Annotated in this window: 12 protein-coding genes and 1 pseudogene; 9 read left to right on the forward strand and 4 right to left on the reverse strand. The window is 65.3% G+C overall.

Annotated features, from left to right (window positions below; translation table 11 throughout):
• The 5 genes and pseudogenes from VML93_RS17470 to VML93_RS17490 all read left to right on the forward strand — a co-directional run.
• Positions 1–296, forward strand: a pseudogene (locus VML93_RS17470) (AMP-binding enzyme); the annotation flags it as partial.
• 75 nt (positions 297–371) lie between these two features.
• Entirely contained in the window at positions 372–1,352 is a 981-nt protein-coding gene (locus tag VML93_RS17475; RefSeq protein ID WP_325612549.1) for a tellurite resistance/C4-dicarboxylate transporter family protein, read from the forward strand.
• A gap of 137 nt (positions 1,353–1,489) precedes the next feature.
• Entirely contained in the window at positions 1,490–2,260 is a 771-nt protein-coding gene (locus VML93_RS17480; protein WP_325612550.1) for a class I SAM-dependent methyltransferase, read from the forward strand.
• A 200-nt stretch (positions 2,261–2,460) separates the two neighbouring features.
• On the forward strand, positions 2,461–2,739 hold the full coding sequence (locus VML93_RS17485) for a type II toxin-antitoxin system prevent-host-death family antitoxin (protein WP_325612552.1): 279 nt from the start codon (positions 2,461–2,463) through the stop codon (positions 2,737–2,739).
• Entirely contained in the window at positions 2,736–3,146 is a 411-nt protein-coding gene (locus VML93_RS17490; RefSeq protein WP_325612554.1) for a type II toxin-antitoxin system VapC family toxin, read from the forward strand. The genes VML93_RS17485 and VML93_RS17490 overlap by 4 nt, the downstream gene beginning before the upstream one ends.
• A 51-nt stretch (positions 3,147–3,197) precedes the next feature.
• On the opposite strand, the gene VML93_RS17495 is transcribed toward VML93_RS17490, so the two are convergent.
• Both VML93_RS17495 and VML93_RS17500 read right to left on the reverse strand, forming a co-directional pair.
• Positions 3,198–5,192, reverse strand: coding sequence for a glycoside hydrolase family 172 protein (locus VML93_RS17495; protein WP_325612566.1), 1,995 nt, complete (start codon positions 5,190–5,192; stop codon positions 3,198–3,200).
• A gap of 363 nt (positions 5,193–5,555) precedes the next feature.
• On the reverse strand, positions 5,556–6,170 hold the full coding sequence (locus VML93_RS17500; protein ID WP_325612555.1) for a hypothetical protein: 615 nt from the start codon (positions 6,168–6,170) through the stop codon (positions 5,556–5,558).
• A 51-nt stretch (positions 6,171–6,221) separates the two neighbouring features.
• On the opposite strand from VML93_RS17500, the gene VML93_RS17505 reads away from it, so the two are divergent.
• The gene (locus tag VML93_RS17505; RefSeq protein ID WP_325612557.1) at positions 6,222–7,115 is read left to right on the forward strand and encodes a phosphoribosylaminoimidazolesuccinocarboxamide synthase; all 894 of its coding nucleotides are present in this window, start codon (positions 6,222–6,224) and stop codon (positions 7,113–7,115) included.
• Positions 7,112–9,262 (forward strand): S9 family peptidase, encoded by a 2,151-nt coding sequence (locus tag VML93_RS17510; protein ID WP_325612559.1) that lies wholly within the window; start codon positions 7,112–7,114, stop codon positions 9,260–9,262. The genes VML93_RS17505 and VML93_RS17510 overlap by 4 nt, the downstream gene beginning before the upstream one ends.
• On the opposite strand, the gene VML93_RS17515 is transcribed toward VML93_RS17510, so the two are convergent.
• On the reverse strand, positions 9,191–9,637 hold the full coding sequence (locus VML93_RS17515) for a DoxX family protein (RefSeq protein ID WP_325612561.1): 447 nt from the start codon (positions 9,635–9,637) through the stop codon (positions 9,191–9,193). The genes VML93_RS17510 and VML93_RS17515 overlap by 72 nt on opposite strands.
• A 98-nt stretch (positions 9,638–9,735) precedes the next feature.
• On the opposite strand from VML93_RS17515, the gene VML93_RS17520 reads away from it, so the two are divergent.
• On the forward strand, positions 9,736–10,299 hold the full coding sequence (locus tag VML93_RS17520) for a TetR/AcrR family transcriptional regulator (protein WP_325612562.1): 564 nt from the start codon (positions 9,736–9,738) through the stop codon (positions 10,297–10,299).
• A gap of 7 nt (positions 10,300–10,306) precedes the next feature.
• Here VML93_RS17520 and VML93_RS17525 read toward each other — a convergent pair whose 3' ends face one another.
• The gene (locus tag VML93_RS17525) at positions 10,307–11,911 is read right to left on the reverse strand and encodes a DHA2 family efflux MFS transporter permease subunit (protein ID WP_325612563.1); all 1,605 of its coding nucleotides are present in this window, start codon (positions 11,909–11,911) and stop codon (positions 10,307–10,309) included.
• Positions 11,912–12,105: 194 nt separating this feature from the next.
• Here VML93_RS17525 and VML93_RS17530 point away from each other — a divergent pair.
• Positions 12,106–12,738: DUF2334 domain-containing protein (locus VML93_RS17530; protein ID WP_325612565.1), on the forward strand; the 633-nt coding region annotated here is incomplete at its 3' end.

The raw sequence follows: 12,738 nt of genomic DNA on the forward strand, positions 1-12,738 counted from the left end.
ACCGACGAGCAGACGGGCCAGGCCATCTGCGCGTTCGTGATCCTAAAATCGGTGCGTCCGGTAAGCCGCATGACCATATGGTCGAGGACCTGCGCGCCGAGGTGGCCCGGGAGATATCTCCGATCGCCAAACCGCGCGAGATCCACGTGGTGCCCGAGCTGCCGAAGACCCGTAGCGGCAAGATCATGCGGCGGTTGTTGCGGGACGTCGTCGAAGGCCGTGAACTCGGCGACACGTCGACGTTGCTCGATCCCGGTGTCTTCGAGGCGATTCGGGCCAGCAAGGCCGAGGTCTGATCGGCACTGCCCGAAAGATCCTTCCGCACTTAGTCTTTGGAAGGCCGCACCCTGCCGCCGGGTTACAATCTTGCCGTGACAATCCGCGTCGCCGACCTTGAGCCGTCACCCGATGCTTTCGCGGCGATAATGGCGACCGGGATCTTGTCGATCGCTGCAGGCAAACACCATTACCTGGCAATCAGCGAAGCTCTGGGCATTATCGCGGCGATCGGCCTATTGGTTCTCGTCGGCCTGGCGTTTCTGACCGGGGCAGCTAAGCGCTGGGAGCTAAAGGATCCCGATGTCACCTTGCGGCTGTTCACGTTTGTCGCTGCGTGCGCGGTGCTGGACAGCAAGCTGACGTCCCCGCTCGTGGTGGTGCTGCTACTCGGTGCGGTCGCGTTGGTAGCCTGGCTGGCGCTCGTGACCCTCACCGCGCGCGCCATGTCGACGCGGCCGTGGGGCGTGCTGCGGGACGGGGCGCATGGCGCCTGGGAGCTCGCTAGCGTCGGCACCTCCGGTCTGGCGATCGTGGCCACCAAGATCGGCCAACACACCGGCGAGCGATGGTGGCTCGGGCTCGCTGTCCCGGTCTGGGCTGCGGCGCTCTGTATCTACCTGTTGATGACGTGGCTGATCCTGTGGCGGGCGGTCGCCGAGCGTCAGGACCTTGACGGTTTCGAGCCCGATTCCTGGATTCTGATGGGCGGCTTGGCAATTGCGACGCTGGCCGGTGACAACATCCACAGCCTGGCTCCCGCATGGCTCAGCGGGCCGGTCCGCACGGTCACCATCGTGACTTGGGTGGCCGCCACGCTGTGGATACCGCCGCTGATCTACTTCGGTGTGCACCGGATCAGCCGGCGGCCCGAGATGCTGCATTTCGCCGGTGTGTGGTGGGCAATGGTGTTCCCGCTGGGCATGTACTCCGCGGCCAGCTACGCGATGTCGGCCGAGATCGGTCAGCGATCGTTGGTGACTGTGTCGCTGGTTTTCTTCTGGAACGCATTGGCGGCGTGGCTGATTGTGGCCATCGCCGGACTGATGCGGGTTGCCGCCCGCGTCGTATCGTGACTAGTCCGGACGTGAGATGTGGATCGCGGTCAGATGCTTTATGCACCAATAACTTTGTTCATTTCGTTACTTTGGCGTGCGGCAGAGGGCCGCTTCGGCACAGCAGCCACACAGTGAGCGGGACTACCGTCGCGTCAGTGACCGATCGTCAAGAACGCGCGATGTCCTTCGGATCAATCGCCGAGGACTACGACGGCCTGCGCCCGCAGGCCCCACCGGAGGCGGTGGACTGGATGGTGCCGCCGGGCTGTGAGGTGGCCGTCGACGTCGGCGCGGGCACCGGACTGTTCACCCGCACGCTGGTGGACAGGGTGGCCCAGGTGATTGCTGTGGAACCCGATGCGCGGATGCGCAACGTGCTGGCGGCGCGATCCCCGGGAGTCCGGGTGCTCGAGGGCCGCGGCGAGTCGATACCGCTTCCCGACGCTGCAGCCGACGCCGTGTTCGTCTCGTCGGCGTGGCACTGGATGGATCACGAACGGGCGATTCCCGAGATCGGACGGGTGCTGGGCGACGGCGGTCGGCTGGGCCTGATCTGGACGAGCCGGGACCGCGAGGTGGACTGGGTGCGCAACCTGGACCGACTGCGCAGCGAGGACACGTCGGAGGGGTCGCCAGCCGACCGATTCCGGCGGCGCCTGCACTTCGAACTCCCGGAGCCGCAGATTTTCCACAACATTGCGCGCGAGACGTTCCGATTCGTGCGGACGATGGCAGCCGACGACGTCGTCGCCATGGTGGGCACCTACAGCAGGGTCATCGTCGCCGCTGCCGACGACCGCGCACAGCGGCTGGCCGAAGCGCGCGCCGCTTTGGAGGCGCGTTTCCCGGGTGCCGAGACCATTGACGTTCCGATGCGGTCGTGGTGTTGGCGTGCCGACCGAATCGCCCGCGGCGCAGGGGCTTAATCGAGCGGTCAGGGTTTAACCAGACTGCGCAGTTCCGCGACTTCCAGGTACACAGCCGCGGTTGTGTTGCCCGCGCCCATTTCTTTCTGTCAACGATTCCCTGCGTGGTCGCCATCGCTCAAGGCTGGGTCGAGCAACTTGCAAGGTTCTGGTTCTTGGAGCGAAACATCATGTAGCACATAATGTGCTACTATGCGGCGGTGGAAGTAATCGGCGTCCGAGAACTGCGACAGAACGCATCGCGATACCTCGCCCGGGTTGAGGCCGGCGAGGAACTCGGTGTCACCAACAAAGGGCGGCTTGTGGCCCGACTCGTCCCGATCGACGCGGCGGACCGTTCACGCAATGCCTTGATTGAATCGGGCACCTTGATTCCTGCTCGCCAGCCGCGAAACCTGCTCGATGTGAAGCCCTTACCGGCGGGCGCCGGCCAGCGAAATCTCTCCGATGTACTCAATGACATGCGCGACGAGCAGTGATCTACCTGGAGACCTCGGCCCTAACCAAGCTGCTCGTCGCCGAACCTGAGACGCCCGAACTGCGGAAGTGGCTTGCCACGCAAACCGACAAGGGTGAGTACACGGTGACGAGCGCGCTCAGCCGAGTCGAGTTGATGCGCGTTGTGGCCCGGTACGGACAACCGGGCCAAGCAGAGCGGGCGCGTTACCTACTCGACGGGTTGGACATCCTGCCGATTACCGAACCGGTGATCGTACTGGCCGAAACAATCGGCGCGGCAGCTCTGCGCTCTCTCGACGCGATCCATCTTGCGGCGGCAGCTCAAATCCAGCAGGAACTCCGAGCCTTCGTCACATACGACCACCGATTGGTGGACGGCTGCCGCGAGGTCGGCCTCCCAACCGCATCACCCGGCGTCGTCCCGTGAGCATGCGAAATATCGGAGCTGACAAGGGATTTCCTTATTTTACGGTTGGTACTAGGATCCCGTCAGCGCGTCCAGTCGGTAACGGCTCGCGGTCCACGGCGGGGCGGCGGGGATCGGTGTGAGCGTGATCGTGATCGCGGCCTTGCCCGCGGTGAGGGAGCCAGGCAGGACGAACGTGTCCTCCAGCCAACGATGAAAGCCGTTGCTGCGCGGCTGTATCCAGTTCCCGACGGGCACACCGTCGACGGCAACGTCGGCTGATTGAAAGCCGTTGGCCTGGTCCGATGTTCGGCGCACCAGGACACCGTGGTTGTCCGGCGGGATTTGGACATGGAAGCTGATCGCGGCGTGGGTGGCACGCACCGACTCGACGACGGGTCGGGCGTCGTCGCTGCCCTCATACGTGCTGAGCAGCAATTGGTCCGCGGCGTCAGCGTCGATATAGCCGTGCAGGAGTCGGCTCACCAGATCCCCGGTGTCGACTTCGTCGCCGCGTGTAATGGTGCCGTTGGGTTGTGCGTACAGGAAAGCCGTTGAGCTGTAGTCGGGTTGGACCATGTTGCGTTTGCCGTGCTCGATGCCGAATCGGATCGCGGAGTGATAGCCGATGGCCTCGGCCAGCGTGAGCCGATAGACGGCCACACAGTAGTCCGCGCAGCCGCCCGTTGCCGTACGTTGGTCGGGTTGGCCGTTGAGTGGGTCGCTGAAGTGTGTGCCGGCGTTGAAATACCAACCGCCCTCGTAAAAGTCCTCGGTGCCGGTGCCGTACCACTGGGGCGACGCGGAACCGTCGGTGTAGACGCGTTCGGCGCCTTCGAGAAAGTAAGGCGCGTCGTCGCTGAACGCCGTCTTGATGCGAGAACCCCTGATGGTGTGGCTGACGCCGACGAACTTGCCGTGACCAGTCTCATCGTCGAACAGCCAGTCCTGACCCGGGGTCGTGGGTCCGGCATGCGAACGTGCCGTGAAGTAGCCGGCCCGCCCACTGGCCAGCGCCGGTGCCCACTGAGGATCGGGCGTGGTCGCCACATCGGTCTCGATCCCCGCGACGGGATGGGAGGTTGTGTTGACCAGGGTGACACGGGCCGCGCGTGCGAAAGGCATTGGCCACCACGCCGACAGCGGCAACGATCCGTCGGCCTGGGGGACCGCGGCGAACATCAGCGATCGCACGCTATTGACGCCCAGTCCGGCGCCGAAGAATTCCCCCAACGGGGAGTCGACCGTGGCTTGGTCGTCGTCGAACTCGATTAGCAACCGTAACCCGGCCAGGAGTTGATCCGCCGGCGCGGGCAACCGCACATGCAATGCCGAAATCATGCCCGGCCCAGTCGATTCCGCGATGGTCGCTGCGGCCTCGGGGCCTATACCGATGACCCGGCGGTCATGCGTCGCTGCGGCCGCCGTCGGTTTAGGGTCAGCAGTGCCGGCGGCGCGCAGGGTGGCGATCACGTCGAGCGCGGGGTCGGACGGCGAGAAGGTGCTCACGCCGTCGGCGGTCGGAAACTTGCGATAGTCGACGTGGTAGTACTGCAGATTATTTGCGACGCTGATCCGCATCGACTGGCGGTACGGCATCGGCACTTTGATGTAGACGCCCCCCGCCGACTGCGTGGCATTGGCCACCAGCGGCCACACGAACGGCGCGCCCTGCTCACCATTGACCAGCGATTGCAACGGCGCATCGATCACCGTCCGGCCGTCGAGATCGATGCGGATCGCGCCCATCCGGGTGACATTGCCGCCGTCGCGGGTGAACCAGATCGAATCAACCTCCCCGGCGCCGCGATCCTCGGCGATGACGCAGCCGGCACCGCCGGACGCCAGACATCCACCGCTGCCGTTGTCGTTACCGGTGGACATGTCGAAGTTACCGCCGCTGCGGTCGAAGCTCGACACCTGCAGCGACCGTGTGTCCGCGCTCAGGTAGGGCAACCGATCCAGTCGACGGTAGGTGTCCCAACCCACCAGCCGTTCGCCCGTGATGGCCGGCTCGGCCCGCGCTGTGGCAGCGACACCGCCGATCCCCAACAGCACCGCGAACATCGCAGACAACGCCCGGACTCTCACCGCTTCTCCTTACGGTTCAGCGAACAAGACGAACGTTATCCGACGATCGAAGTTCACTGGTGCGTGATCGGGCGCACCTGCAGCTGCGGATACGGGCGATGTCGTGAGCGATCGCGTTAGCGGCGATCAAGGCATCGTTGGCGCGTGCCGCGGGTGTTCGACCGGACGCGCGCAGTGCGGCGGCGACCCCGCCGAGCGCTCGTGCACAATCGGCGCCAGCGCGCACCCGTGGGTTCCGCCACCGACACCGCCGCTTTGCAGTCCGTTCCTGCCCTGCTGAGCGGTGTGCCGGCAGGCTTAGTGGTCACTGCGAATACCGAACTACGGCATTAATATTCGCTAATACATGCGTAGTCGTATCCCGGCCGCTTTCAGCTCGAGTGCGGCCAGGCTGCGAATGATGATCGGATCCTCACGGCGCCACGCGCCCACCGGATCCTCGCTGACCGCGGCCAGTCTGGCCGGCGAACGGTTCGCCAATGCGCGCAGCGCCAGCAGTTGCTGACCGGCCGCGGTGGCGGCCAGGGCGGTCACCGCCAACTTGCGTCGGAAGAAGCGCAGCCGCAGGAACAGCCAGGGCCCGGCCACCGCAAGGATCGGCGTCGCGGCGACCGCCAGCGCGAGCACCACCGCCAGCCAGCTCGCCGTGGTGTCGAGGTCATGTCCGGCGCCCGCGATGTCCAGAGCGGCTTCGCTGGCCGCGCTTAGCGGCTTGCTGACCGCGTCGCCCACCAGCGGAATATGCTGTGCGCCATGGCCCGCCGACGCCAGGTTGTCAGCAACACCTTTCGAGCCACTTTCCACTTGCCGTCCGGCGACCGCGATCGTCGCGATGGCGCTGTGCACGGCGAGACCAACGAACACCCATATCGTCGTCCACACCGAGACGGTGATATCGCTCATCAGTTGGAAAAAAAGTCGCACGGGTTTGGTGGAGTACGGCAAGAACCTCATAGCACTGATACCAGCACACTTTGCGCGTAGCTTGCCGGATAGGCTGACCCGATGCGCCCAGCATTGTCCGACTACCAGCATCTGGCCAGCGGCAAGGTCCGCGAGATTTACCGCGTCGACGACGAGCATCTGCTGCTGGTCGCGTCCGACCGGATCTCGGCCTACGACTACGTTCTGGACAGCACCATCCCGGACAAGGGCCGCATCCTGACCGCGATGAGCGTGTTCTTCTTCGGGCTCGTCGATGCGCCCAACCACCTGGCCGGCCCGCCGGATGACCCCCGCATTCCCGACGAGGTGCTGGGCCGCGCGCTGGTGGTTCGGCAGCTGGAGATGTTTCCGGTGGAATGTGTGGCCCGCGGTTATCTGACCGGCTCGGGGCTGCTGGACTACCAGGCGACCGGCAAAGTCTGCGGCATTGCGTTGCCGCCGGGTCTGGTCGAGGCCAGCAAGTTCGACACACCGTTGTTCACGCCGGCGACCAAGGCTGCGCTGGGGGATCACGACGAGAACATTTCGTTCGCTCGGGTGATCGAAATGGTTGGCACGGTGCACGCCAACCAGCTGCGCGACCGCACGCTGCAGATCTATGTGCAGGCCGCCGATCACGCACTGACCAGGGGAATCATCGTCGCCGACACCAAGTTCGAATTCGGCGTCGACCCCGACGGCAATGTGCTGCTGGCCGACGAAATCTTCACTCCGGACTCGTCCCGTTACTGGCCCGCCGATGAATACCGGCCCGGTGTTGTGCAGACCAGCTACGACAAGCAGTTTGTCCGCAACTGGCTCACCAGCCCCGCGTCCGGCTGGGACCGCGGCGGCACCGAGCCGCCACCCCCGCTCCCGGACGACATCATCGACGCCACCCGCGGCCGTTATATCAATGCCTACGAACGGATTTCCGGCCTCAGTTTCGACGACTGGATCGGTCCCAGCGCATGACCGGTGCACCCGTTCCCCCGGTAGCCAAACGTATCGATACCACACGTGAGTACCACGGTGACGTCTTCGTCGACCCGTACGAATGGATGCGTGACAAGGCCGACCCCGAAGTCATCGCCTACCTCGAGGCCGAGAACGAGTATGCCGATCAGACGACCGCTCACCTTGAGCCGTTGCGGCAGAGCATCTTCGATGAGATCAAGGCACGCACCAAGGAGACTGACCTGTCGGTCCCGGTACGGCAAGGCGACTGGTGGTATTACGGCCGCACCTTCGAGGGAAAGCAGTATCGAGTCCAGTGTCGTTGCCCGGTAACCGATCCCGACGACTGGACCCCGCCGGTGCTGGACGAGAACACCAAGATTCCCGGGGAGCAGATCCTGCTCGACTCGAATGTCGAGGCGGAAGGCCACGATTTCTTCGCACTGGGCGCCTGCCTGGTCAGCTTGGACGGCAATCTGCTGGCGTACTCCGTCGACGTCCTCGGTGACGAGCAATATACGCTGCGTTTCAAGGACTTACGCACCAGCGAGCTACTCAGCGACGAGATCACACCAGTCGGAGCGGGAGTCACCTGGGCCGTCGACAACCGCACGGTGTACTACACGACCCTGGACGAGGCCCGGCGACCGGATAAGGTGTGGCGCTACCAGCTTGGCTCCGGTGGCCCGGCGGAGCAGGTGTACCACGAGACCGATGAGCGCTTCTGGCTCGGGGTGGGGCTCACCCGAAGTGAGGCCTACGTCTTTATTTCGGCGGGGTCGGCGATCACCTCCGAGGTCCGCTACGCGGACTCGGCCGATCCCGATGCCCAATTCACCGTGGTGCTGCCACGACGCGACGGCGTCGACTATTCAGTGGAGCACGCGGTCGTCGGGGGAGAAGACCGGTTCCTGATCCTGCACAACGACGGTGCGGTGAACTTCACCCTCGTCGAGGCCCCGGTTAGCGATCCGGCGCGCCAGCGCACTCTGATTGCACACCGCGAGGACGTCCGGCTCGACTACGTGGATGCCTTCGCACGCCATCTGGTGGTCAGCTACCGGCGCGAGGCGTTGCCCCGCATCCAGCTGTGGCCCGTCCACTTCGACGGCAACTACGGTGAGCCCGAGGAAATTTCGTTCGAAACCGAACTGATGTCGTCCGGCCTCAGCGCCAATCCGAACTGGGAATCACCCAAGCTGCGGATCAGGGCGGGATCGTTCGTCACCCCGTCGCGGGTCTACGACATGGATCTGGAGACCGGCGAGCGCACCTTGCTGCGCGAGCAGCCCGTGCTCGGCGGCTACCGGCCGTCGGACTACGTGGAACGCCGTGACTGGGCGCGCGCCGACGACGGCACCCAGGTCCCGGTCTCGATCGTGCACCGGGCCGGCACCGAGTTCCCCGCGCCGACTGTGCTTTACGGCTATGGCGCTTACGAGATCTGCACGGACCCGAGCTTTTCCATCGCGCGGTTGTCGCTGCTGGATCGCGGTGTGGTGTTCGTCATCGCCCATGTCCGCGGCGGCGGTGAGATGGGCCGACTGTGGTACGAGAACGGCAAGCTGTTGGAGAAGAAGAACACCTTCACCGACTTCGTCGCAGTGGCAAAGCATTTGGTGGACTCGGGATCGACCCGACCGCAGCAGTTGGTGGCCTATGGCGGCAGCGCGGGCGGCCTGCTGGTGGGTGCGGTGGCCAACATGGCACCCGATCTCTTCGCCGGGGTCCTCGCGCAGGTGCCCTTCGTCGACCCGCTGACCACCATTTTGGATCCCTCGTTGCCGCTGACCGTCACCGAGTGGGACGAATGGGGAAACCCGTTGAGCGACAACGATGTCTACTCGTACATGAAGTCATATTCGCCATACGAGAACATCGAGGCCAAACACTACCCGGCGATCCTGGCCATGACGTCGCTGAACGACACTCGGGTCTACTACGTGGAGCCGGCGAAGTGGGTTGCGGCGCTGCGCCATACCAAGACGGATGCAAATCCGGTGCTGCTCAAAACTCAGATGGCCGCGGGCCATGGTGGAGTCAGCGGTCGGTACAAGGCCTGGAAGGAGACCGCGTACCAGTATGCCTGGCTGCTAGCTGCCGCCGACGGCGACCGCTACGGTGGCGGCCAGGAAGACGACCTCGACGGCGGAACGCACGGATAGCCGCGTCGTCATCGACTTGGGCGGATTCGGCATCCGCGCGGCGTAGACGTTGGCCGGGAACATCGCGAGCATCAGTACCAGCAGACACGCGGCTGCCGCGACCCGGGTGGCGGGGAGCAACAGTCCCACCGCGCCCAGCAACTCCAGCACGCCGGTCACGGTGACCAGCAACGCGGGCGCGGGGAACCGCGGCGGAACGATCGCGATGAGGTCGCGCCGCAGCGGCGGCGCGAAGTGCGCGATCCCGGTCAGGACGAACATTGCGGCCAGTCCCGCGGCGATCGCCGTCGTCCAACTGTTGAGGTAGCCGACGCCGAGCCAGCCGGCGACCCTGGCGACGATGGTGCCCACCAGCAGGGTGATCAACGGAGCCATCTCGACCTCTCCAATCTAGTCACTGTCAAGTTCGCGCGTATCGCCAAACGTAGGCTCGTATCTAGTCACTGTCAAGTTCTCTGCGATACGCTGGCGCCGTGAACCGCCCCACGTACCACCATGGCGACCTGCGGGCCGTCATCCTCAACGAAGCCGCACGCCTGGTGGCCGAGCGCGGCGCTGACCAGGTCTCGCTGCGCGAGTTGGCTCGGGACGCGGGCGTATCGCATGCCGCACCCGCGCACCACTTCACGGATCGTCGCGGCTTGTTCACCGCGCTGGCCACGCAGGGCTTTCAGCTGCTAGCCGAGGCGCTCGTCGACGCGCGGCCCCAATTCGCCGACGCGGCACTGGCGTACGTGCGGTTCGCCATCGATCACCCCGGCCATTACCAGGTGATGTTCCACAAGTCGTTGCTCGACACCTCGGACGCCGAACTGGCCGCCGCGGAGGCGGGCGCCGCCGCCGAGTTGGCGCGCGGGGTGGCAACACTGCGGGATCCCAACGCAACTGCCGATCCGACCGGAGCTCAGCTGGCGGCCTGGTCGCTGGTACATGGGTTTTCGATGCTGTGGCTCAACGACGCGGTGAATCCTCAAGTCCGCGCAGCAGATCCGATGGAGACCGTGATGCGGATCGCGACGATGCTGTTCGAGGGCTAGCTGGCCGCTATTCGGGGGGCGTCTTCGGCAGAAACGCCGCCGGGATGATGGTGAACAGCACCAACACGACCGCGATCACGAATACCGTTGTGTAGGCGTGCGAAAGGTCGTGCACCACATTGCCCGCGAAGCCGGGAGCCAAGGTCTGGCGGGGTATGGCGGACTGGTCAACCGGCACCCCGCTGGCGGCAGCCTTCTGCTGCAGGATCGCCAGCTTGTTTGCTGCGGTGATGTTTTCGCTTCGATTGAACTGGTTGGTCAGGACCATCGACATCAGCGCGGTTCCCATCGAGCCACCCACCTGATGGCTGACGCTCATCAGCGTCGTGCCCCGCGCGATCTGGTGCGGAGCCAGCGCCTGCACCGACGCCACCGTGAGCGGCATCATCGTGCAACCCATGCCCAGGCCCATGATCGCCAGTCCGATCAGCAGTATCGGCAGGTACCCGGCCTGGCGGGCCACGCCGAACGCGAAGGTGCCCAGCCCGGCCGTGATCAGCGCGATGCCGACCAGCACAATCTTGCCCGGTCCCTGCCGGTCCACCAGCGGTCCGGTCAGTCGCATGGTCAGCATGGCGCCGAGCCCCTGGGGAATCATGTGCACGCCGGCCTGCATCGGCGTCTGGTGCAGCACCTGCTGGAAGTAGCTCGGCAGCAACAGGGCGGCGCCGAAAAACGCGGCGGCGAATACCACCATCGTCACATTGGCCTGGGTGAGCACGCGGTTGCGGAACAGTCGCAGGTCGATGAGCGGGTGATCCGCGCGGAACCACGCGTGCGCGACGAACCCGGCGATCAACGCCAGGCCGATGATCGCCGGTATCAGCACGTGGCGATCGGCCACCGTCCCGCGGCGGGGGATGGACGACACCGCGAACAGGAACGTCGCCAGGCCCGGCGAGAGCAGCAGCACGCCGACGACGTCGAAGGTTTCCGACCGCGCCGGGTGATCTGCCGGGAACACCAGGGCTGCCAGCGCGATCGTGACCAGGCCGAAAGGCAGGTTGATCAAGAAGATCCACCGCCAGCTGGAGGTGTCGATCAGCCAGCCGCCCAGGATTGGCCCTCCGATCGGGGCGAGCAGCATGGGGATGCTCAGGATCGACATCAGGCGACCGAGGCGCCGGGGGCCGGCCTCCCGGGTGAGGATCATGAAGCTCAGCGGCAGCAGCATGCCGCCTCCGACGCCCTGCACCACTCGAAACAGGATGAGCTGCAGGATGTTTGCCGCTACCGCGCACAGCAACGAGCCCAGTGTGAAGGCCAGCACCGAGCCCATGAACAGGCGCTTGGTTCCGAACCGGTCGGCCGCCCAGCCCGCGACCGGGATCACGGTCGCCAAGGCCAGCGTGTAACCCGTCATCGTCCAGGCAACCACGGCCTGGGTAGAGCCGAACTGGTCGATGAAGGTGCGTTGTGCGACGGCGACGACGGTGACGTCCAAAATCGCCATCACCGTGGCCAGAATGCACACGCCGGAGATCCGCAGCAGCCGGGCGTCCAGCTTGTCCGGATAGACGTGTTCACCCACGCCTGACTGCAGGGTGGGGATAGTGGACGGCGGTGCGTCGGCCGCCGCGGAACGGGCCTTGTCCATGGCGTTGCTTAGCATATCGAACCGTTTTGGCCGGCCCACGCGGGTAGTCGTTTGCTGGCTGGGGGCGAATGTGGGTTTCCGGGTCGGCCTGTCGGCACGCCGCCCCGGTTGACGCAGGTATCTCGCCACGTTGGCAAGACGATTGGATATACGCCTGGCGTCTGCGTGTACTTCACCGTCTCGACATCTGCAATCGGCAAACTACAAGTGTGTCTGGAAAACTGATCGTCTCGGTCTCGGGGATAGGGGAGCGGACCCTGACCGACGTCGAGGCGTTTTGCGCACAGATGGATGCCCGTTCGGTGCCGGTGTCGTTGCTGGTGGCTCCTCGCCTGAGTGGTGACTACCGGCTCGACCGCGACCCCCGCACCGTGGAATGGCTGACCGAGCGGCGCGCCGGCGGCAGCGCCATCGTGCTGCACGGCTACGACGACGCGGCCACCAAGAAGCGGCGCGGCGAATTTGCCATGTTGCGCGCGCATGAGGCCAACCTGCGGCTGATGGCCGCCGACCGGGTGCTCGAGCACCTCGGGCTACGCACCCGGCTGTTTGCGGCGCCAGGCTGGGTGGTATCGCCCGGTGTCGTCAAGGCATTGCCGCGGAATGGTTTTCGGTTGCTGGCCGATCTGCACGGCATCACCGACCTGGTGCGGCACACCACCGTGCGCACCCGGGTGCTGGGTATCGGAGAAGGCTTCCTGACCGAGCCGTGGTGGTGCCGGATGGTGGTGCTGTCCGCGGAACGGATCGCCCGTCGCGGCGGCGTGGTGCGGGTCGCCGTCGCCGCCCGCCAACTACGCAAGCCCGGGCCGTTGCAGGCGATGCTGGATGCCGTCGACCTG

Origin of the sequence: Mycobacterium sp. (assembly GCF_035499775.1) — a bacterium.
Lineage (GTDB): Bacteria > Actinomycetota > Actinomycetes > Mycobacteriales > Mycobacteriaceae > Mycobacterium.